The organism is Pseudomonas sp. 3JA, from assembly GCF_036961705.1.
Lineage (GTDB): Bacteria > Pseudomonadota > Gammaproteobacteria > Pseudomonadales > Pseudomonadaceae > Aquipseudomonas > Aquipseudomonas fluorescens_Q.
Window position 1 is genome coordinate 74,393 of sequence record NZ_JBAMDJ010000024.1, and the last position, 21,744, is coordinate 96,136.

Consider the following 21,744-nt stretch of genomic DNA (forward strand, 5'->3'; position numbering starts at 1 on the left):
AGGGAGCTTGCTCCCGCTTGAGTGCGCAGCGCTCACACCAGAAGGGCTGCTGCGCAGCCCAGCGGGAGCAAGCTCCCTCACCACGGTTTTATAGACTTACAACCTGATCAGGCATCAGAAGACGTTGATCGGGTAATCCACGAACACCCGCAGCTCATTGCCGCTGACGTTGTACTCGCTGGACTTCTGCGACACCCGCAGCACGGAACTGCGCAACCTGACGCTCAAGTCCTTGGCCGGACCGCTCTGGACCACGTACTTGAACTGGTTGAAGATCTCGCGCTCGGTGCCGCCTTCGCTGGTCGAGGTGGTGATGTTATCGCCACGCACATAAGCAACGTTATAAGTCAGGCCCGGTACGCCGAAGGTGGTGAAATCCAGGCCATAGCCCAACTGCCAGCTGCGTTCGTCTTCAGCGTTGAAGTCGGACCAGTAGGAGTTGGCCAGGTAGATCGTATTGCCGCCATCACCCACCCGATTCTGCTCGCGCTGATAGCCACCGTAGGCATAACCCAGGTTGCTGTCGCCGGTACTGCGCTGGTGGGCGAGCGTGAAGCTGTGCGGCCCCGTGGCGAAGGTGGCTGCCAGGCTCCAGATCTTGTTGTCATCGCCGGTGACGTTGTTTTCACGAACGTAGCTGTTGTCCAGCTTGGTGCGATAACCGTTGAAATCCAGGGTCAGGGACTGATCCTTGGCCAGCGGGAACACATAGTTGGCGTTCACGTATTGCTTCTTCAATACGTCTTCGACATCCGAAGCGTAGAGCGAAGCCTTGAACTGCTCGGTGAACTGATAGCTGCCGCCCAAGACGTTGATCGACTTCAGGCCACCGCTGTCGCGGCCTTCAGCACTCTTGCGCGATTCGGCGGTGAAACGGCCGGCATTGAGTTCCAGGCCCTTGATCTCCTTGGACGTGATCAACGTGCCGGTGTAGCTTTCCGGCAACAGGCGCGAGTTGTCATAGCTGAGCACCGGCAGGGCCGGCATCTGGTCGCCGTAGGCCAGCACGGTGTTGGAGACGCGGAACTTGACCGCTGCCCCGAACTTGGACAGGTCATCGGCCGCGTTGCCGCTGTCGCCTTGCTTGAAGAAGTCGATGCCACCCGCACCGCTGCGGCCTTTACCGCCGTCCAGACGCAGCGCGTACAGGCCGAACGCATCCACACCGACACCCACGGTGCCCTGGGTGAAACCGGACGAGAAGGTACCTATGGCCGCCTGGCCCCACTCGGCCTTGTCTTGGTTGCCATCTTTGTAGTCGCGATTGATATAAGCGTTGCGCAACAGCACTTTCAAGCTGCTGTCTTCAACGAACCCCTTGGACTCAGCCTGGTCATTGGCCATGGCGTGTGTCGTGCTCAAGATCCCCAGTGCGATCAAACTAATGCGCTTGTTCAACATGTTTATTTTCCTTGTACGGGTTGATACGCACTGTGGCGGGCAACCGAAATGGCGCTTTTTGCGCTCTTTTTCGGACTCTTGCTCCTGGAAATAATGAAAAGGCCCGCCCACGAGTGATCGTGTCGGGCCTTTTTATTATTTAAGAGTCATGGCTGTTAGCCACAGGCGTAGGACGAATCCTAGTCGCGCCCTCAACGGTGTGTCAATTTCGTGAAACGTCTGTAATCAGGCAAAAAATGTCTAAGAACTGCTCACCGCGAACAACCATCCAGACCGCAGGCCGCTGGTGGCGTGGAGGCCTGAACCGGCGTGGCTTGCGCCAGCCATTGGGCGAATGCCTCGGGCTTGCCGAGCCAGGGGCCGATGTCGATCAGCGTGAACTGGCCGTCCTGCTCCAGGGCCAAGGTCGGGAAACCCTGGCCGCCAACCTGAGCCAGCAAGGTACGACTGGCCTTGATATGCCCCTGCACGTCAACCGCGCGCAACGCCGCCAGGAACGCCTGGGCCGGCAGGCCCATGGATTGAGCGAACTCCAGCAGAACGGTTTCGTCAGCGATGCGCCGACCCTCGACGTAGTGCGCGGTTTGCAGGCGCCCGAGCAATTCCAGGCCGTGGCCGCCGAGCTGTTCAGCAGCGAGGATGGCGGCGGTCGGCGGCGCCGAATCGAACACGGCGCTGTGGTCACGCAGCAAACCTTCAAAGTAGGCCTCGCCAAACGGCTGCCCGGAATATTCGGCGATACGCCGGTCGTGGGGCATCACGTAATCGCGCAATTGCGGCGAAACCTGCTGGCGATTGGCACCGGTCATCATACCGCCGCCATGAGCAATCACCGGCAATACACTTCGGGCAGCCTGCACCAGCGGCTTGGCGCCGTAACACCAGCCGCACAGCGGGTCGTAGATATAATGAAGAGTGGCCATGAGGACTCCGCTAACCATGGGAATTGGATGGCAGCAGCGTAGTCCTGAGAGCGCTGTGGAAAAACGCTGAAACGGTTTTCAGTGTGTTTCGTGAATCGCTCGAATATCCCCACTGAATTTGCCCCCCCTGTATGGGAGTTGGCTAGCTCCCATAGGATTTGTGCGAATTTGAAAGCCTGCGGATACAAAAAAAAGCGCTGCCATCCCGGCCAGCGCTTTTTATCAATCCGTCGAACTCTATCCTTGCATCACATCCCACAACGCTTCCAGCTCCGCCTCGCTGAACAGGCCAACGGGGTAACGCTCAACGATTACCTGGCGCGGATCAGGTTCTCTGATCTGACGCGTTCCGTTGGATTTCAACCACTGCGCCAAGGCTTGAAGCGACTCACCATTAACGGCCAAGGGATGGCATGTGCGCTCGCTTATCATATTCATTCCAGCGCCCTCTCCTGGTTGATGAGCGGCCAATTTATCCAAGGTTTATGACAAAACAACTCAGTTCTCTCCCCAGAACTGCCGAAGTTCAGATACAAGAGCTATGCCAATGTATCCGCCACGCCAATAAACAGGCACAAAAAAACCCGCGCGCCAATTGGGCCGCGGGCTTGCCGGCATGGATCCAAAACCGCCGACCTAGAGCCGGCACGGTCGATATCACCTAGCTGTTACATCGCCACTCATTTTGCGCGCGGTGCAGGTTGCTGTTGAGTAAGGCAATGGATATTGCCGCCCCCCAGTAACAGTTCGCGCCCTGGCACCATGACCACTTCGTGCTGCGGGAACAGGTTCTGCAGGATGTCCCTGGCCGGTGCGTCCAGCGGATCGTCAAAACTTGGGGCGATGATGCCGCCGTTGACGATCAGGAAGTTCACATAGGAACCGGCTAGCCGCACGGTTGGGTTGCGCTCTTGGGACCCTTGCACCGCGTCGACACCGGCACACTCCTCCTCGGTGGCGTACAACGGCCCCGGAATCGGCATTTTGTGCACTGTGAACGGGCGTCCCTTGGCGTCAGTGCTGTTTTGCAGCACGTTCATCGCCGCGTGACAGCGGGTGTAGTTCGGGTCTTGCGGGTCGTCGGTCCAGGCAAGCAGGACTTCACCTGGCCGCACGTAGCAGCAGAAGTTATCCACATGGCCGTCGGTTTCGTCATTGAACAGACCGTCCGGCAGCCAGATGATCTTGTCCACAGCCAACTGCGCGCTGAGCACTGCCTCGATCTCTTCACGACTCAAGTGTGGGTTGCGATTGCGGTTGAGCAGGCACTCTTCGGTGGTGATCAGGGTGCCTTCACCATCCACATGGATCGAGCCGCCCTCGAGCACAAAACCTTCGGTGCGATAACGCGGGCTGCGCTCGATCTCAAGAATCTTGCCGGCCACTTGCGCATCACGGTTCCACGGTGCATACAGGCCGCCGTCGAAACCGCCCCAGGCGTTGAAATCCCAATCGACACCGCGCACTTCGCCGTTGTCATTGATGACGAATGTCGGCCCTGTGTCGCGAACCCAGGCGTCGTCGCTGGACATTTCCACCAGGCGGATATTCGGCACATCGAGACGCGCCCGGGCATTTTCGTATTGGGCCGCAGACACCGCCACGGTCACCGGTTCAAAACGGGCGATGGCCTTGGCGACCGCTATGTGGGCGGCCTGTGCGGGCTTGCCGCCCAGGCGCCAGTTGTCCGGGCGCTCGGGCCAGATCATCCAGACCTGGGTCTGGGTCGCCCACTCGGCAGGCATGTGGAAACCATCCGCGCGGGGAGTGCTGTGCAACGTTGTCATGGGTCATCTCCTGGGCGATGGGCAGTGGCAACCTTATAAACGATAAATATCGACTAATAAAGCCAAAAAAACTAACACCCATCAAAAAATAGCGCCAAACATCGACAAAAATCGATTTTATAAATTAATGCAACCCCTGTGGAAGCGAGCGTGCTCGCTTCCACAGGGGAACAGCTTGGCGTTCCAGATTAGTTACAACCCCTCGTCCAAGACCTTCACCAACATATCTACGAAGAAATCCACGCTCTGGCGCGTAGTGACCATCGGCGGTTTGATCTTGAGGATGTTCAGGTAATCGCCGGTCGGTTGCATGAAAATCCCCAACGTTCGCAGGCGGCTGCACAGCGCCGTGGTTTCTTCAGTGGCCGGCTCCAACGTGTCGCGGTCGCGGATCAGTTCCACGCCCAGGTAGAAACCGGAACCATGCACCGCACCGACCAATGGATAACGGTCGATCAAGGCCTCCAGCCGTGCCTTGAAGTGCCCACCCACCACCCGGGCGTTTTCCCAGAGATTTTCTTCTTCCATGACATCCAGTACCGCCATGCCGATCTGGCAACTGACCGGGCTGCCTCCGGCCGACGAAAAGAAATACCCCTCGGCTTCCAGCGCCTCGGCGATCTCCCGGCGGGTAATGACCGCACCCAGTGGCTGGCCGTTGCCCATGCCCTTGGCCATGGTGATGATATCCGGCACCACGCCTTGCTCTTCGAAGCCCCAGAAAAACTCGCCCATGCGCCCATAACCGACCTGGACTTCGTCGGCGATGCAGACCCCACCGCGCTCGCGCACCATCGCGTAGACCTGCTTCAGATAACCGGGCGGCAGCGCGATCCCACCGGCGTTGCCGTATACCGGTTCGCAAATGAAACCGGCGAGCTGGCGGTTGTTTTCGGCGATTTTCGCCAGGTTGTGTTCAACGCTGCGCACGTAGTCCGGCGCAGTGTCGGGACCACGGAATTCGCCGCGATAGATGTTCGGTGCGGTCACCGGATGCACCCAGTCCGGGCGGCTGCTCAAGGCCTGGGGATTGTCGGCGATAGACGTCGAGACCGCATCGGCGGCCACCGACCAGCCGTGATAGGCCTCCAATACGCTGAGCATGTCCCGCCCGCCGCTGTAGGCCCAGGCCAGGCGGATCGCCAAGTCGTTGGCCTCGGTGCCGCTGTTGACCAGGAACACCCGGTCCATGTTGGACGGCGCCAACGCCAGCAGGCGTTCGGAAAATTCGGCGATCGCCGCATAGTGGAAACGCGAGTTGGTATTGAGCAGCGACCACTGCCGGGCAGCCACTGCCGCCATGCGTGGATGTCCATGGCCCAGCACCGCGACATTGTTGAGCATATCCAGGTACGAGCGGCCCTGCATGTCGATCAGGTGATTGCGCCAGCCGCGCTCGATGCGCGGCGGATCGACGTAATAGTGCTTCTGCGAACGGGCAAAGCTCGCATCGCGACGGGCCAGCAGCAGCTCGGGATCGATCTCCGGTTCGGCATCGCAAGCCAGTCCCAGCAGCACCGCCGGCGAAGGGCATAGCGCCTGCCAGGCCGCTGCCCTGGAGGGCGTGCAGAACAGCGGTGGATTCACCTGGGCGCCACGGCACAACTGGACCCGCAACGGCCCCGTCACTTCACCCAGCACCTGCCCCTTGACCAGTGCCGCGCCGGAATGCAGCGGCGACGTCACGCCCCACAGCCGCACGCTCAACTGCGCGCTGTCCAGCTGCAACAGGCCGTCGGCAGCCTTGTGCACGACCCCAGCGAACGGGGATTCGAGCGGCGTCCCCCGAGGAACGCTCAACTCCACGTGCAGTGGATAAGTATCGGGTTCGACGGCGCTGTCCGGCCGAGTGCGGGATAACCGGTATTGCCCATAGCGGCTGGCGGCCAGGCCATGAACGCCCGCGGCCTCGCTCAGCAGGCGCTGGTCGATCCCCGGCTGCTCCCAATTGCCAGCCTCGAAATGCGGGCTCAGTACACCCAGGTCAATCAGCGCGAACTCACGCCCCACCAGGGTCGGCAATAGCGGCGCAAAGCCTTCGCTGGCGATGGGCGGCAGGCTGTGGCCGACGGCGGTGAGAATCGCCGCTTCCATCAATTCGAAGGGCACCGAGTGGGCGACCCGGAAAATCTCCCACTCATGGGCCAGGTTGTCGCGGCTGTATTGGTTGTCCGGGTCGATGGAAACCTGCTGTTCACCGCTGAGCACCAGCACCGCGGCGCGCGCCACGATCAATGGCCACAGCGCCAACAGTTCTTCGCGTTGCAAGGGGTTGACCGCCTGGTAGGCCTTGATCGCCGGCAAGATGAAGAATGGATCGCCGTCGGCGTGGTGCAGCAGGGCCGCACACGTTACCGACAGGTCCGTGATGCGCCAGGTGCGGATCAGGTCGCCGAAATCGATGACGCCCTGCAATTGCCATTGGCGCTGGGCATCGCGCTGCCAGACCACGTTGTCATCGGTGATGTCCATGTGGATCGCCTGCACCGGCAGGCTGGCCTTGAGCGACTGCAAGCGCCGCTCGGCCTGTTGCGCGACCTCGGCGATCAGTTGCCGCCGCTGATCGTCGTCGATGACAGGCAACAGATGATCGACCAGGGCCGGAGCGTGGCGCGCGTCCCATTGCAGGGTGCGTTCCAGGCCTGGGTGGTCGAATGTTGCCAAGGCCAGGTCCATTTCCGCGCACAGGCGGCCCAGGCCGGTCACCAACTCAGGCGGCAGGTGCTTGAGCTGCGTGAGGGCCTGGCCGTCGATGTACTCAAGCAGGCGCATATGGATCGCTTGGCCGTCGACGTCCAAAGTCAGCAGGTCCTGGCCGTTGCTGGCGGTAATCACCCGCGGCACCTTCACCGCGCTGTGCCCGGCCAACTGCTTGAGGGCAGCGTGTTGGGCCTGAAGTTCCTGGACAGCGTAGTCGCCGTGGCAAATTTTCAACACAAAGCGCCCACGTTCGCTGTCGACGCGGTAATTGAGGTCCTGATTGCTGCCAAGGGGTCGCAGGTCGCCGCTGAGTCCGTAATTCGAGCGCAGCAGCACCAGCGCTTGCTCGGCGCTGATCTGTGGGCTTGGCAAACTGGCACGGTGAACCAACGTAGCGAGTGGCATACAACGACCCCTGAGGTGGTTTTGTTCGGATGCCTATCACGCCACTGAGCCGGAGGATAAGCAACCCCTCCTGTTCAAAAATATGCACAGCCCTCCTGAGAAGCTGTATGGGAAGGTGTGTCCGAGGGGGGGTCGCTTACACCGCTCTCGTCATGCCGACATGCTATTCTCCTAGGCTTTGTTGTCACGCGGAAAAAGGCTTATCCGAATGCGCATTCTGATCACTGGCGGTGCCGGCTTCATCGGTTCGGCACTCATACGGCACTTGATTCTCGACACCGAGCACCAAGTCCTGAACCTCGATAAGCTGACCTATGCCGGCAATCTCGAATCACTGAGCAGCATCGATCACGACAGCCGCTACGAATTCGTCCAGGCCGATATCGTCGACCAACCAACCGTCAGTGCGGTGCTGGCGCGATTCAAACCTGACGCCATCATGCACCTGGCGGCCGAGTCCCATGTAGACCGCTCCATCGATGGCCCGGCGGACTTCATCCAGACCAACATCGTGGGCACCTACAGCCTGCTGGAGGCCACTCGAGCCTACTGGCAGGCCCTGCCCGAGCCGCAGAAGCGTGCGTTTCGCTTCCACCACATTTCCACCGACGAAGTGTATGGCGACCTGCACGGTGTGGATGACCTGTTCACCGAGACCACCGCCTATGCCCCAAGCTCACCGTACTCGGCGAGCAAGGCAGCGTCCGACCACCTGGTCCGTGCCTGGCAACGCACCTACGGCTTGCCCGTGCTGTTGACCAACTGCTCCAATAACTACGGGCCGTTTCACTTCCCCGAGAAGCTCATTCCACTGGTGATTCTCAACGCGCTGGCCGGCAAGCCGTTGCCGGTCTATGGCGACGGCCAGCAAGTGCGCGACTGGCTGTTTGTCGAGGATCATGCCCGTGCACTGCTCAAGGTCGTCACCGAAGGCATGGTCGGCGAGACTTACAACATTGGCGGTCACAACGAGCAGAAAAACATCGACGTGGTGCGCAGCATCTGCGCCTTGCTCGAAGAACTGGCGCCACGCAAGCCCGAAGGGATCGAGCACTATGCCGACCTGATCAGCTTCGTCCAGGATCGCCCCGGCCACGACCTGCGCTACGCCATCGACGCCAGCAAGATCGAACGGGAACTGGGCTGGACACCACGGGAAACCTTCGAGACCGGGCTGCGCAAGACCGTGCAGTGGTACCTCGAAAACCTGCTGTGGTGCCAACGTGTCCAAGACGGCAGCTATCAAGGCGAGCGCCTGGGCTCGCTCGACAACAAGGATGCAATGGCATGATGAAAGGCATTGTCCTGGCCGGCGGTTCCGGCACACGCTTGCACCCGATCACCCTCGGGGTTTCCAAGCAACTTTTACCGATTTATGACAAGCCGATGATTTATTACCCGATCTCGGTGCTGATGCTCGCCGGCATCAAGGACATCCTGGTGATTTCCACGCCACAGGATCTGCCGCAGTACCGCAACCTGTTGGGCGATGGCCATCAGTTTGGCGTGCGGTTCAGCTATGCCGAGCAGCCGTCGCCCGATGGCCTGGCCCAAGCGTTCCTGATTGGCGAACAGTTCATTGGCAGCGACCCCGTGTGCCTGATCCTGGGCGACAACATTTTCCACGGCCAGCATTTTGGTGAACAATTGCAGACCGCCGTCAACCGGCAGAGTGGCGCGACCGTGTTCGGCTACTGGGTCAAGGACCCTGAGCGTTTTGGCGTGGTCGACTTCGATACAGAAGGACGGGCGATGTCCATCGAAGAAAAACCCACCGCGCCCAAATCCAGCTACGCGGTCACCGGCCTGTATTTCTACGATAACGACGTGATCAAGATCGCCAAGGCCATCAAGCCGTCCAAGCGCGGCGAACTGGAAATCACCGACGTCAACAATACCTACCTGCAACGCGGCGACCTGCATGTCGAGCGCTTCGGTCGTGGTTTCGCCTGGCTGGACACCGGCACCCACGACAGCCTGCTGGAAGCCTCGCAATACGTGCAGACCATCGAACATCGCCAAGGCCTGAAGGTGGCGTGCCTGGAAGAAATTGCCTACCAGCAAGGTTGGGTCAGCCGCGAGCACGTTCTGGAGCGCGCCCAGTATTTTGGCAAGACCGGCTACGGCCAATACTTGTTCAAGATCGCCGGAGAAACACGATGAATGTCATCGCCACCCGTTTGCCAGACGTCTTGATCATCGAACCAAAGGTCTTCGGCGACGACCGGGGATTTTTCTACGAAAGCTTCAATGCCCGGGCGTTTGCCGAAGCGACTGGCTGCACCCTGCAGTTCGTCCAGGACAACCATTCACGCTCCACCCGGGGCGTGCTGCGGGGCCTGCACTATCAGATCGAACAAACCCAGGGCAAACTCGTGCGCGTCACGGCGGGGGAAGTGCTGGATGTCGCGGTGGACATCCGCCGCAGCTCGCCGACCTTCGGCCAATGGGCCAGCGTACGCCTGTCGGCGCAGAACCACCGGCAGATGTGGGTCCCGCCAGGTTTTGCCCACGGTTTCGTCGTACTGAGCGAATCAGCGGACTTCCTCTACAAGACCACTGATTACTACGCCCCCTCGGCCGAACGCTGCATTCGCTGGGACGATCCGCAGTTGGCCATCGATTGGGAGTTCGAAGGCACGCCGATCCTCTCGGCCAAGGACCTGAATGGCAAAGCCCTGCACGAGGCTGATCTGTTCCCATGAGTGCCCCCTTGCGTATCCTGATCATCGGCCAGAACGGCCAGGTTTCCCGGGCGCTCCAATCGCGCCTGAGCGGCCTGGGCGAGTTGACCGTACGCGGCAGCGACCAGCTCGACCTGGCACAACCGGATTGCCTGCGTGCCCCCATCGAAGCCCTCAAGCCCGGCCTGATCATCAATGCCGCCGCCCACACGGCCGTCGATCAGGCCGAAAGTGAACCGGAGCGGGCGTTCACCATCAATGCCACGGCACCGGGCATCCTGGCCCAGGCAGCGGTTGCGCTGGGCGTCCCGCTGATTCATTACTCCACCGACTACGTCTTCGATGGTCTCAAATCCGCCCCCTACACCGAGGACGACACGCCCAACCCGCTAAGTGTCTACGGACGCAGCAAGCTGGCCGGCGAGAATGCCATCCGCCAGGCTGGCGGCCAGCACCTGATTCTGCGCACCAGTTGGGTGTACTCCACCGAGGGCCGCAACTTCCTGTTGACCATGCAGCGCCTGTTGCAGGAAAAACCGCAACTGCGGGTGGTCGCCGACCAGGTCGGCGCACCGACCTGGGCCGGCACCATTGCCGACAGCACCGCGCAATTGATCGAGCGCTGGCAGGCCGGCCAACCCGGCGCCTGGGGCACCTATCACCTGACAGCCCGGGGCGAGACGTCCTGGTTCGGTTTCGCCCAGGCCATCGGCGAAAACCTGCTTGAGCGACACAAGCCGTGTGCGCAGCTTGAGCCGATTGAATCCAGCGCCTATCCGACTCCAGCCCCGCGGCCACTCAACTCGCGCCTGGATTGCACGCGCCTGTTCAAGGAGTGGGCAGTGAGCCAACCGGACTGGCGAGACGCGTTGCAGCAGTGCCTAGCCGGACAAGCCTAGTACTGCCTTACAAATAGTATTTGCAAGGCAACTAGGCATAATACGCCTGTCACCACAGGCGTCCGAGGCTCATGAATTCCACCCTTCCCCGCAGACCCCGTTGGCGCAGCCTGGCCTTGCTCGCGCTGTGCCTGGCGCCGTTGCTGTGGCCGTTGGAGCACTTGGCCGAACGTTACTACCGTAGCGAACTGGCCGGGCAAAACCGCCAGACCCTGGACCTCTACGTCGCCAACCTGTTGGGCACACTGCACCGTTATGAGGTGCTGCCACAGATTCTCGGCGACCTGCCGGCCTTGCGCGCCGCCTTGTCGGCACCCGACGATGGCGTGACCCAAGGCAATGCCAACCGGCTGCTGAAAAACATCAGCGCCCAGACCGGCGCCGAAGTCATGTACCTGATGGACCCTTCCGGCAAGACCCTGGCCGCGTCGAACTGGGACAAACACGACAGTTTCGTCGGACGCAATTTCGCCTTCCGGCCGTACTTCATCGAAGCCATGGCCGGACGCCTGGGTCGCTTCTTCGGCTTGGGCACCACGTCGGCCAAACGCGGTTATTTCTTCGCCGCCGCCGTGCACGACCGCGAAAAAGTCATTGGCGTGCTGGTGGTCAAAGTCGATCTCGACCACACCGAAAGCCTGTGGGGCAAGACTCCCGAACAATTACTGGTGACCGACCACAACGGCGTGGTCATCCTCACGTCGCGACAAGAGTGGCGATTTCGCGCGACCCGCCCCTTGAATGACGCCGAGCGCGAGGCCATCAGTGCGGTGCAACCGTATCCGACCCGCGAGCCCAAGCCGCTGAACCTGAACGACAACGCCTGGCTGACCCAGACCCAGTCCATCGAGGAAACCGGCTGGAGCGTAAGCATCCTCGCCCCGCGCACGTTGATTGATCGTCCGGTGCGCACCGTGGTCGCCATCGGTGGCGCGGCCTTGCTGGTCTTGATGCTGTTACTCGGATTGATGATGCAGCGCAGGCGCCATTACCTGGATCGAATCGCCTTCGAAGCCAAGGCCCGTCAAGAATTGGAAGGCCGGGTGGCCGAGCGCACCAGCGACCTGGAAGGACTGAACCGACGGTTGAAGCAGGAAGTGCTGGAGCGCGAACAGGCTCAGCAAGAGTTGGTCCGTGCCCAGGATGACCTGGTGCAGGCCGGCAAGCTGTCTGCCCTGGGCACCATGTCGGCGAGCATCAGCCACGAACTCAACCAACCGCTGGCAGCGATTCGCAGCTACGCGGAAAACGCCGAGATTTTGCTCGATCACCAACGCACCGAAGATGCCCGGGGCAACCTCAAGCTGATCAGCGAACTGACCGGGCGCATGGCCTCGATCATCGCCCACCTGCGCGCCTTCGCCCGCCGCGACCGACATGCGCCGGAAAGCGTCGCCCTGCAACCGGCGCTGGACGACGCCCTGGCGCTGCTCGCCAAACGCCGGCGCAGCATGGAAGTGGAACTGATCCGCGACTTGCCGGCCGCCACGCTGTGGGTCGAAGCTGGCGAAACCCGCTTGCGCCAGGTACTCGGCAACCTGCTGGCCAACGCCCTTGATGCGCTCACCGAGAAAGGCCCACCGCGCAAACTCTGGCTCAGTGCCCAGGCCACCGAAACCGGCGTCAACCTGTACATCCGCGATAACGGCCCGGGGTTTTGCATGGAAGCCCTGGGCCGCGCCGGTGAACCCTTCTACACCACCAAGACGCGCACCCAAGGCCTTGGCCTGGGACTGGCGATCTGCGACACCCTGATGCGCGCCTTCGGCGGCGAACTGTCGTTCGCCAACCACAAGGAAGGTGGCGCCCTGATTACCCTGAAACTGCGCGCCGGAGCCCCCGGGGTGAGCTTGCAACCGTCCGAGGACCGAAGTGTATGACCATCGACAACCGGATTGAGGTGGTGCTGATCGACGACGATCCCCATCTACGTCAGGCCTTGAGCCAGACCCTCGACCTGGCCGGCCTGAAAATCCTGCCCCTGGCCGAAGCCAAGGGCGTGGCCGGGCAACTGCCCCGTGACTGGCCGGGTGTCGTGGTCAGCGACATTCGCATGCCCGGCATGGACGGCCTCGAGTTGCTGAACGAACTCCACGCCCAAGACGCGGAGCTGCCCGTGCTGCTGATCACCGGCCATGGCGACGTGCCACTGGCGGTGCAGGCAATGCGCGCCGGAGCCTATGACTTCCTGGAAAAACCTTTCGCCAGCGATCATCTGCTCGACAGCGTGCGCCGGGCCCTGGCCTTGCGCCGCCTGGTGCTGGACAACCGCAGCCTGCGCCTGGCCCTCAGCGACCGGCATGAACTCAGCGCCCGCCTGGTCGGCCAATCGACTCCGATGCTGCGCCTGCGCGAGCAGATCGGGGCACTGGCCGCCACCCGCGCCGACGTGTTGATCCTCGGTGAAACCGGTGCCGGCAAGGAAGTGGTCGCTCGGGCGCTGCACGACCTTTCGAGCCGGCGTAACGGGCCGTTCGTGGCCATCAACGCCGGGGCCCTGGCCGAGTCGGTGGTGGAAAGCGAGCTGTTCGGCCACGAACCCGGCGCTTTTACCGGCGCGCAGAAGCGCCGCATCGGCAAGTTCGAATTCGCCAACGGCGGTACGCTGTTCCTGGATGAAATCGAAAGCATGAGCCTGGATGTCCAGGTCAAGCTGCTGCGCCTGCTGCAGGAGCGCGTGGTGGAGCGGCTGGGGGGCAATCACCAGATCCCGCTGGATATCCGCGTAATCGCCGCCACCAAGGAAGACCTGCGCCAGGCCGCCGACCAAGGGCGTTTTCGCGCCGACCTGTATTACCGCCTGAACGTCGCGCCGCTGCGCATACCGCCCTTGCGTGAACGGGGTGAAGATACGCTGATGCTGTTCCAGCATTTCGCCGACGAAGCCAGCGCTCGCCACGGGCTGCCGCCCCATGAATTGCAACCGGCACAACGGGCGCTGCTGCTGCGCCACAGTTGGCCGGGGAATGTGCGGGAATTGCAGAACGCCGCCGAACGCTTTGCCCTGGGACTGGAACTGGCCCTGGATAACAGCGCGCCAGACGGCAACCCCGGCGCACCGGTGGAACTGGTCAGCGGTGGCTTGAGCGAGCAGGTGGAAAACTTCGAGAAAACCCTGATCGCCGCCGAACTGGCACGCCCCCACAGCTCGGTGCGCAGCCTGGCCGAAGCCTTGGGCATTCCACGCAAGACCTTGCACGACAAGTTACGCAAACATGGGCTGCACTTCGGCGACAGCAGCCATGGTTCGGCCGATGAGTCCGATTGAGTTATCGTCATTTCCCGTTCAAGCAAAAGGCCCCGCAATGAACCGCGACAGTCGTTACCTGGAATCGATCCTGCACCACGACATCCCCTTGACCCGGGACATGGGCCTCAAGGTGCTCGATTGGCAGGCCCGGCAACTACGCCTGTCCTTGCCGCTTGCAGCCAACGTCAACCACAAGAGCACCATGTTCGGTGGCAGCCTGTATTGCGGCGCGGTGCTCGGCGGCTGGGGCTGGCTGCACCTGGCCCTGCGCGAGGAAGGCATCGAAGACGGGCATATCGTGATCCAGGAAGGGCAGATCAGCTATCCGCTGCCGGTGACCCGCGATGCGACCGTCGTCTGCGCAGCGCCCGAGGAAAAGGTCTGGAAACGCTTCCTGGCCACCTATCGGCGCTATGGCCGGGCGCGACTGGCCTTGCAGACGCAAGTGTTGAATACCGGAAGTGAGGAAGTGGCAGTACAGTTCGAGGGGCAGTACGTGTTGCACCGCTAAAGCAACGCAGCCCCCCTGTGGCGAGGGAGCTTGCTCCCGCTCGGTTGCGCAGCAACCGCAAAATCTTGGGGCCGCTTCGCAGCCCAGCGGGAGCAAGCTCCCTCGCCACAGGAAAGCAGGTACGGTTCAGGAACGGGCCAACTCCAATAGCTTGCCCCGCCATGCCGCTTTCGCCGGCAACGCCAGGAACGATGTATTCAACAGCGACTCCCGCGGCGGATAACAGAACGGCTCACCGTTCAAATCCAACACCTCGCCACCCGCACCTTCCAATACACCCTGGGCGGCAGCGGTGTCCCATTGGGAGGTCGGCGCCAGTCGTGGATAGCAATCCGCCGCGCCTTCGGCCACCAGGCAAAACTTCAACGAACTGCCAATACTGGTCAGTTGCAGCTCACCCAGGCTTGCGCTCAAACCATCCAGCAGGCGTTCCTGCTCCGGGCTGGTGTGCCGACGACTGGCGACCACGGTAAAAGCCTCACCCGGGGCCAGGACGTCACGCACCGCAATAGGCAAAGGCACGCCGCCCTTATCACCCCGCCAGGCGCCCAGCCCTGCACCGCCGACGTAAAAGCGCCCATTGGTGGGCATCGACACCACACCGAACACCACACGGCCCTGCTCCACCAACGCGATGTTGACGGTGAACTCCTCGCTGCCGGAAATGAACTCCTTGGTGCCATCCAGCGGGTCTACCAGCCACCAGCGATGCCAGCCGGCGCGCACGCTTTGGGCAATATCGGCGTCTTCTTCGGAGAGGATCGGAATATCCGGGGCCAGCGCCATCAGCCCGGCCACGATCACATCATGCGCGGCCATGTCTGCAGCGGTCACCGGGGACTCGTCGGCCTTGTGGTTGACCTGCACGTTGGCGCGCCAGAACGGCAGGATCGCATCACCGGCCTGGAGCGCCAGCTCGACTACAGGGGCCATCAACGGATGAGGGAAAGTCATGACAGGAACGCTCCACGCTGGGTCAGCAGGTCACGGGCCAGGTACAGCGCTGCCAAGGCCCGGCCCTCCGTGAACTGCGGGTTCTGTGCCAGGGCCGACAGCTCACGCAGGTTGACCTTGTCCACGCGCATCGGCTCGGGCTCATCACCCTCCAGCCGTTCTTCATACAGATCGGTCGCCAGCACCACCTGGATCTTCTGGCTCATGTAGCCGGGGGACAGCGACAGTTCGGTCAGGTGTTCCAATTGACGCGCTCCGAAACCGGCCTCTTCCTTGAGTTCCCGTTCGGCCGCCGCCAGCACATCTTCACCTGGCTCGATCAAGCCCTTGGGCAGGGACAGTTCGTAGGCGTCGGTGCCCCCGCAATACTCTTCCACCAACACAGCGTGGTCGGCATCGAGCATCGCCACGATCATCACCGCGCCATAGCCTGCCCCCTTGCTCGCCAGACGTTCATAGGTGCGCTCCACACCGTTGGAAAACCGCAATTTCAGTTCTTCCACGCAAAACAGGCGGCTGGTAGCGACGATCTGGCGATCGAGTATGGTGGGTTTCTGGCGCATAAACGGCTCCCTGGGCGATAGCGGGCTACTATACCCGGCCTATTCTGATTGTTTGTGTCGGATATCCGATTACCGCTGGAGAAGTTTTATGGCTTTGCTGCCCTGGCATGAGATCGATACGGTTCTGCTGGACATGGACGGCACCCTGCTGGACCTGCATTACGACAACCATTTCTGGCTCGAACACCTGCCACAGCGCTACGCCGAACTGCATGGCGTGAGCCGGGCGATGGCCGAGATGGAGCTGCAACCGCTGTTCGAGCGCAACGCCGGCCAGTTGCAATGGTATTGCCTGGATTTCTGGAGCGCCGAGCTGAAACTGCCGGTACGCGAACTGAAGTTGGAAACCGCGCACCTGATCGCCTTGCGCCCGGACGCCGATACCTTCCTGGCGGCGATCCAGCGGGCCGGCAAGCGCGTGGTGATGATCACCAACGCCCACCGCGATTCATTGTCCCTGAAGCTGGAGCGCATCGAGCTGGCCCCTTACTTCGACCGCCTGATCAGCTCCCACGACTACGGCTTTCCCAAGGAAAACCCGCAATTCTGGGACGCACTGCAAGCCGACTTGAATTTCGACCCGGCCCGCAGCCTGTTCATCGACGACACCCTGCCGGTGTTGCGCAGCGCCCGGGACTTTGGCGTGGCGCACTTGCTGGCCGTGAGCGAGCCGGATAGCCGCAAAGGGCCAAAGGACACGGCGGAGTTCGAAGCGTTGATAGACTACCGGACGCTGATCGAAGGGCTCTGAAAAAACCCTTTGTGGCGAGGGAGCTTGCTCCCGCTGGGCCGCGAAGCGGCCCCTTTTTTCCAGACAAGTGCTGCGCACTTGAGCGGGAGCAAGCTCCCTCGCCACAGGAAACCGGCTACTCGGGAATACGTAGCACCTGCCCCGGATAGATCTTGTCCGGGTGCGACAGCATCGGCTTGTTGGCCTCGAAGATCTTGTTGTACTTGTTCGCGTCGCCGTACGCGGCCTTGGAGATGGCGCTGAGTGTGTCGCCCTTCTTCACGGTCACGAAACGCGCCGCCTGTGCTACCGGGCCAGTCACCGTAATCTGGTCGTCGACACTGCCGACACCGGCGATATTGCCCACCGCCAACAGGATCTTTTCCTTTTCTTCCTGGCTCGCTACTTCACCGGTGACGATGACTTTGTCGCCGTCGAGGGTCGCTTGAACATTCGGATTACCCAGGCCGACCTTTTCAATATGCGCTTTCAGTTGTTCGCTGGCATTGGCATTGCCGGGGGTCAGCAGGTCAATCAGCTTCTCTCCTGCTTCCTTCACAAAGCTAAAAATACTCATGGCACACGCTCCTTGATTTAAGTGTCCAGACGCAAAGACTAGACCAGGCGAGACGAACCCGGTTCCCAACCGACCAATGACCCCGCCACGCGCAAGCGCTAGAATCCGAACCTTCCTGCGCCCTGGAGCGAAGATGGACATCAAGCAGCTGAAATTTCTCATCGCGCTCGACGAAACCCGCCACTTCGGCCAAGCCGCCGCACGTTGCCACATCACCCAGCCGACCCTGTCGATGCGCCTGCGCAGTCTTGAAGAAGAACTTGACCTGCCGCTGGTCAATCGCGGCCAGCGCTTTGAAGGTTTCACCGCGCCGGGGGAACGGGTCCTGGCCTGGGCGCGTACGGTGCTGGCGGCCTATGACGGGCTGCAGGCCGAAGCGGCGGCCTGTCGTGGCAACCTGGTGGGTACGCTGCGCCTGGGCGTGGTGCCGTTGTCGGACTTCGACCCCCTGGCGATGATGCAGCGCTTGCACGCCGAGCACCCCAACCTGCGATTCGAATTGTCGTCCCTGAGCTCCGAACGCATCCTCGAACAGCTGGCGAACAACCGTATCGACCTGGGTATTTCCTACCTGGAACGCCTGGACAACGAGCGCTTCGAAGCCCTGCCCTTCAGCCACACCCGCATGGGCCTGCTCTACGACCAGCGCTATTTCTTTTTCGGCGAACAACCGCTGAGTTGGGAAGCGCTGATCGAGCTGCCCCTGGGCATGCTCACCAGCGGCATGCATTTTCGCCAATCCATCGACCACAACTTCCACAGCCGGGGCCTCACACCTCAACCGCTGTTGCAAACCGACGCAGTGCATCAATTGTTACAAGCTGTGCACGGTGGACTGTGTTGCGCGGTGATGCCCTTGGACAGCGGCCTGAATGTGCTGACCGAAGATTTGCGCATCCAGCCCATCGAAAGCGCGCAGACCTTAGTCCCACTGGGACTGATCATGCGACGCGGCGCCCCACGTTCGGCCTTGGCAGAGGCCTGTTTTGCCCTTTACCAGAAATCATCGACAACATCTTGATCGACGTCATCTATTGAGAGATCAGTAATAGCGATTAGACGTGGCAGATTGCCGCATTTAGTCTTAACACTATTCCTACTTTCAGTGATGCCTATGAACGACAAGCCTCCGGTCAGTCCAGCGCCAGCGATGGAAACATCCGCGCCGGCCGCCAGCCAGAGCTATCGCTACTGCAATCTGGACCACTCCCAATCGGACAGCACCGCGCTGGCCGAGGAAGTGGCGCTGGCGATTGCCTATAACGGCATCAGCCAGGCGGTCATGCTGGTCACCCCCACCGACCTTGAAGACTTCATCGTCGGCTTCAGCCTCGGCAGCGGCATCATTGAAGACACATCGGACATCTATGACCTGCAACTGAGCGGCACGGGTGCTGCGCACCATGCCGAGGTGACCATCGCCAACCGCGCCTTCTGGAACCTCAAGCAGCAACGCCGGCAATTGACGGGCACCAGTGGCTGCGGCTTGTGCGGCGTAGAGGCAGTGGAACAGGCATTGCCAAACCTCAAGGTGCTGCCCGGCGCACCGCTGCCACCCGCCCAATGGCTCGATGGCCTGCGTGACCGCATCAGCCAGTTCCAGCCCTTGGGTCAATACTGCGGCGCAGTCCACGCCGCGTTGTTCATGAACGCCCAAGGCGAATTGCTGTTGGGTCGCGAAGACATCGGCCGGCACAACGCCCTCGACAAATTGATCGGCGCGTTGGTCCGGCAGCAGATCCCGGTAGCCGGCGGCGTAGCGATCGTCACCAGCCGTTGCAGCCTCGAACTGATCCAGAAAGTCCTGCGGGCCGGTATCCAGACCCTGGTCAGCCTGTCGTCACCCACGGGCCTTGCGGTGCAGTGGGCCCGCCAACACAACCTCAACCTCATCCACCTGCCACAAAAAAGTGCGCCACGGGTCTACAGCCCTGCGATGGAGAAACAAGCGTGAGCAATCATCAACAAGCCGACCAGAAACCCGTACCGCGCTACAAGCCCTACAAGGGCCCCGCCGGTGGCTGGGGAGCGCTGATCAGCGTCGCTCAGGCCTGGTTGACCAGCGACAACGCGCTGAAAAACATCCGCATGATGCTCAAGACCAACCAGAACGGCGGTTTTGACTGCCCAGGCTGTGCCTGGGGTGATTCGCCGGAAAGCGGCGTGGTCAAGTTCTGCGAGAACGGCGCCAAGGCCGTGAACTGGGAAGCGACCAAGCGCCGCGTCGATGGTGCATTTTTCGCCAAGCATAGCGTGAGCGCGCTGCTGGAGCAGAGCGACTACTGGCTCGAGTACCAGGGTCGCCTGACCGAGCCAATGCGCTACGACGCCGAAACCGACCGCTACAAACCCGTCAGTTGGGAAGCGGCGTTCGACCTGATCGGCAAGCACCTGCAAGGGTTGTCCAGCCCGAACCAGGCCGAGTTCTACACCTCGGGCCGAGCCAGCAACGAAGCGGCCTACTTGTATCAGCTGTTCGTGCGCGCCTACGGGACCAACAACTTCCCCGACTGCTCGAACATGTGCCACGAGGCCAGCGGCGTAGCGCTGTCCCAGAGCGTGGGCGTGGGCAAGGGCACAGTGACCTTCGACGATTTCGAACACGCCGATGCGATTTTCGTCTGGGGCCAGAACCCCGGGACCAACCATCCGCGGATGCTCGAACCACTGCGCGAGGCGGTGAAACGCGGCGCCCAAGTGGTCTGCATCAACCCGCTCAAGGAGCGTGGCCTGGAGCGCTTCCAGCATCCGCAAAACCCGATCGAAATGCTCACCAACGGCAATAAACCGACCAACACCGCGTATTTCCGCCCGGCCCTGGGTGGCGACATGGCGATCTTGCGCGGCATGGCGAAGTTCCTGCTGCAGTGGGAGCGCGAAGCGCAGAACACTGGCGCTGCGGCGGTGTTCGACCACGCGTTCCTCAATGAGCACAGCACCAACGTGCTGGATTACCTGGCGGCGGTCGACGACACGCCGTGGGAACAGATCGTCGAGCAATCGGGCATGACCCTGGTCGACATCGAGCAAGCGGCGCACATGTACGCCAAGAGCCAGAACGTGATCATGTGCTGGGCGATGGGTATCACCCAGCACCGTCATTCGGTGGCGACCATCCAGGAAATCGCCAACGTAATGATGCTGCGCGGCAACATCGGCCGGCCAGGCGCAGGCCTGTGCCCGGTACGTGGCCACAGCAACGTCCAGGGTGACCGGACCATGGGCATCAACGAGCGTCCGCCAGCGGCGTTCCTCGATTCGCTGGAGCGGCGCTTCCAATTCAAGGTACCGCGTGAAAACGGCCACAACGTGGTCGAGGCGATTCACGCCATGGCCGACGGCCAGGCGAAGGTGTTCATTGCCCTGGGCGGCAACTTCGCCCAAGCCACGCCGGACAGCCATCGAACGTTCCGGGCCTTGGCCAATTGCGACCTGACGGTGCAGATCAGCACCAAGCTCAACCGCAGCCATCTGGCTCACGGCAAGGAAGCGCTGATCCTGCCGTGCCTGGGCCGCACCGACATCGATCTGCAAACCGAAGGTGCGCAAGCGGTGACCGTGGAAGACTCCTTCAGCATGGTGCATGCGTCCATGGGCCAGCTGCAGCCGCTGTCGAACCAGATGCGCTCCGAACCGTGGATCATCGCCGGCATCGCCGCCGCCACACTGGGTAGCCGTCCGGTGGACTGGAACTGGCTGGTGGCCGACTACAGTCGCATCCGCGACCTGATCGCCGACACCGTACCAGGCTTCAAGGACTTCAACGAAAAGCTGAAGAACCCTGGTGGGTTCTACCTCGGCAATAGCGCCGGTTCGCGGCGCTGGAATACCCCGTCGGGCCGCGCCAACTTCAAGCCCAACCGGTTGCCGACCGATCTTGTGCATGAACGCACCCGGGCCACCGGCCAGTTGCCCGACCTGATCATGCAGTCCATGCGTTCCCACGATCAGTACAACACCACCATCTATGGCCTCGATGACCGCTATCGCGGTGTGAAGGGTCAGCGTGACGTGTTGTTTGCCAACGAAGCGGACATCATTCGCCTAGGCTTCAAGCCGGGGCAGAAAGCCGACATCGTCTCGCTCTGGGATGACGGGCGCGAACGGCGGGTCAAGGGCTTTACCCTGCTGGCATTCGACATTCCTGCCGGGCAGGCTGCTGCTTATTACCCAGAAGTGAACCCGCTGGTGCCACTGGAAAGCACGGGCGACGGCAGCCACACCCCAACGTCGAAATTCGTCGCGATCCGTCTTGAAGCGGCGAGCGAGAATGGACTGATCCTGGCCAAGTCGGCCTGACACAGTATTGTGGCGAGGGAGCTTGCTCCCGCTTGGTTGCGAAGCAACCAGAAAAGGGAGT

At 61.6% G+C, this 21,744-nt stretch carries 19 protein-coding genes; 11 read left to right on the forward strand and 8 right to left on the reverse strand.

Translation table 11 applies throughout. The features are described from left to right. Positions 1–114 precede the first annotated feature (114 nt). The 5 genes from V7773_RS19115 to V7773_RS19135 form a co-directional block, all read right to left on the reverse strand. A complete protein-coding gene (locus V7773_RS19115) occupies positions 115–1,401 on the reverse strand; it encodes an OprD family porin (protein ID WP_072342793.1) in 1,287 nt (428 codons plus the stop codon). A 251-nt stretch (positions 1,402–1,652) separates the two neighbouring features. Beyond that, complete coding sequence (locus V7773_RS19120) at positions 1,653–2,324, reverse strand: DsbA family protein (protein WP_336074526.1); 672 nt, start codon at positions 2,322–2,324, stop codon at positions 1,653–1,655. 237 nt (positions 2,325–2,561) lie between these two features. After that, entirely contained in the window at positions 2,562–2,762 is a 201-nt protein-coding gene (locus V7773_RS19125) for a hypothetical protein (RefSeq protein ID WP_053177657.1), read from the reverse strand. A gap of 242 nt (positions 2,763–3,004) precedes the next feature. After that, complete coding sequence (gene aguA / locus V7773_RS19130) at positions 3,005–4,111, reverse strand: agmatine deiminase (protein WP_063323393.1); 1,107 nt, start codon at positions 4,109–4,111, stop codon at positions 3,005–3,007. Between the two features lie 192 nt (positions 4,112–4,303). Further along, on the reverse strand, positions 4,304–7,216 hold the full coding sequence (locus V7773_RS19135) for an aminotransferase (RefSeq protein WP_336074529.1): 2,913 nt from the start codon (positions 7,214–7,216) through the stop codon (positions 4,304–4,306). Between the two features lie 208 nt (positions 7,217–7,424). Between V7773_RS19135 and rfbB the strand changes: the two genes are divergently transcribed. The 7 genes from rfbB to V7773_RS19170 all read left to right on the forward strand — a co-directional run bounded on the left by rfbB (position 7,425) and on the right by V7773_RS19170 (position 14,560). Next, positions 7,425–8,507 (forward strand): dTDP-glucose 4,6-dehydratase, encoded by a 1,083-nt coding sequence (gene rfbB / locus V7773_RS19140; RefSeq protein ID WP_336074530.1) that lies wholly within the window; start codon positions 7,425–7,427, stop codon positions 8,505–8,507. Next, positions 8,504–9,379, forward strand: coding sequence for a glucose-1-phosphate thymidylyltransferase RfbA (rfbA, locus tag V7773_RS19145; RefSeq protein WP_336074532.1), 876 nt, complete (start codon positions 8,504–8,506; stop codon positions 9,377–9,379). Before rfbB ends, rfbA begins: the two co-directional genes overlap by 4 nt. Continuing rightward, positions 9,376–9,921: a dTDP-4-dehydrorhamnose 3,5-epimerase gene (rfbC, locus tag V7773_RS19150; RefSeq protein ID WP_336074534.1), complete on the forward strand. Its 546-nt coding sequence runs from the start codon at positions 9,376–9,378 to the stop codon at positions 9,919–9,921. The genes rfbA and rfbC overlap by 4 nt, the downstream gene beginning before the upstream one ends. Then, the gene (rfbD, locus tag V7773_RS19155) at positions 9,918–10,799 is read left to right on the forward strand and encodes a dTDP-4-dehydrorhamnose reductase (RefSeq protein ID WP_336074536.1); all 882 of its coding nucleotides are present in this window, start codon (positions 9,918–9,920) and stop codon (positions 10,797–10,799) included. Before rfbC ends, rfbD begins: the two co-directional genes overlap by 4 nt. A 71-nt stretch (positions 10,800–10,870) precedes the next feature. Next, positions 10,871–12,679 carry a sensor histidine kinase gene (locus V7773_RS19160; protein WP_063323399.1) on the forward strand — a complete coding sequence of 603 codons (1,809 nt, stop codon included), beginning with the start codon at positions 10,871–10,873 and terminating at the stop codon, positions 12,677–12,679. Beyond that, positions 12,676–14,067 carry a sigma-54-dependent transcriptional regulator gene (locus V7773_RS19165; RefSeq protein ID WP_063323400.1) on the forward strand — a complete coding sequence of 464 codons (1,392 nt, stop codon included), beginning with the start codon at positions 12,676–12,678 and terminating at the stop codon, positions 14,065–14,067. Before V7773_RS19160 ends, V7773_RS19165 begins: the two co-directional genes overlap by 4 nt. A 37-nt stretch (positions 14,068–14,104) precedes the next feature. Next, positions 14,105–14,560, forward strand: a complete 456-nt coding sequence (locus V7773_RS19170; protein WP_092146537.1) for a YiiD C-terminal domain-containing protein — start codon at positions 14,105–14,107, stop codon at positions 14,558–14,560. Between the two features lie 126 nt (positions 14,561–14,686). On the opposite strand, the gene cysQ is transcribed toward V7773_RS19170, so the two are convergent. Together cysQ and nudE are read right to left on the reverse strand one after the other, a co-directional pair. After that, a complete protein-coding gene (cysQ, locus tag V7773_RS19175) occupies positions 14,687–15,514 on the reverse strand; it encodes a 3'(2'),5'-bisphosphate nucleotidase CysQ (RefSeq protein WP_336074537.1) in 828 nt (275 codons plus the stop codon). Then, positions 15,511–16,077, reverse strand: a complete 567-nt coding sequence (gene nudE / locus V7773_RS19180; protein ID WP_003196729.1) for an ADP compounds hydrolase NudE — start codon at positions 16,075–16,077, stop codon at positions 15,511–15,513. The genes cysQ and nudE overlap by 4 nt, the downstream gene beginning before the upstream one ends. A gap of 88 nt (positions 16,078–16,165) precedes the next feature. On the opposite strand from nudE, the gene yrfG reads away from it, so the two are divergent. Continuing rightward, on the forward strand, positions 16,166–16,828 hold the full coding sequence (gene yrfG, locus V7773_RS19185) for a GMP/IMP nucleotidase (protein WP_063323404.1): 663 nt from the start codon (positions 16,166–16,168) through the stop codon (positions 16,826–16,828). A 115-nt stretch (positions 16,829–16,943) separates the two neighbouring features. On the opposite strand, the gene lysM is transcribed toward yrfG, so the two are convergent. After that, positions 16,944–17,384: a peptidoglycan-binding protein LysM gene (gene lysM / locus V7773_RS19190; RefSeq protein ID WP_336074538.1), complete on the reverse strand. Its 441-nt coding sequence runs from the start codon at positions 17,382–17,384 to the stop codon at positions 16,944–16,946. Positions 17,385–17,517: 133 nt separating this feature from the next. Here lysM and V7773_RS19195 point away from each other — a divergent pair, with 133 nt between their 5' ends. The 3 genes from V7773_RS19195 (at position 17,518) to V7773_RS19205 (ending at position 21,683) form a co-directional block, all read left to right on the forward strand. Further along, positions 17,518–18,405 carry a LysR family transcriptional regulator gene (locus V7773_RS19195; protein ID WP_063323406.1) on the forward strand — a complete coding sequence of 296 codons (888 nt, stop codon included), beginning with the start codon at positions 17,518–17,520 and terminating at the stop codon, positions 18,403–18,405. Between the two features lie 93 nt (positions 18,406–18,498). Further along, the gene (gene fdhD / locus V7773_RS19200) at positions 18,499–19,338 is read left to right on the forward strand and encodes a formate dehydrogenase accessory sulfurtransferase FdhD (RefSeq protein WP_092146545.1); all 840 of its coding nucleotides are present in this window, start codon (positions 18,499–18,501) and stop codon (positions 19,336–19,338) included. Next, on the forward strand, positions 19,335–21,683 hold the full coding sequence (locus V7773_RS19205; protein WP_336074542.1) for an FdhF/YdeP family oxidoreductase: 2,349 nt from the start codon (positions 19,335–19,337) through the stop codon (positions 21,681–21,683). Before fdhD ends, V7773_RS19205 begins: the two co-directional genes overlap by 4 nt. The last annotated feature ends 61 nt before the right edge of the window (positions 21,684–21,744 follow it).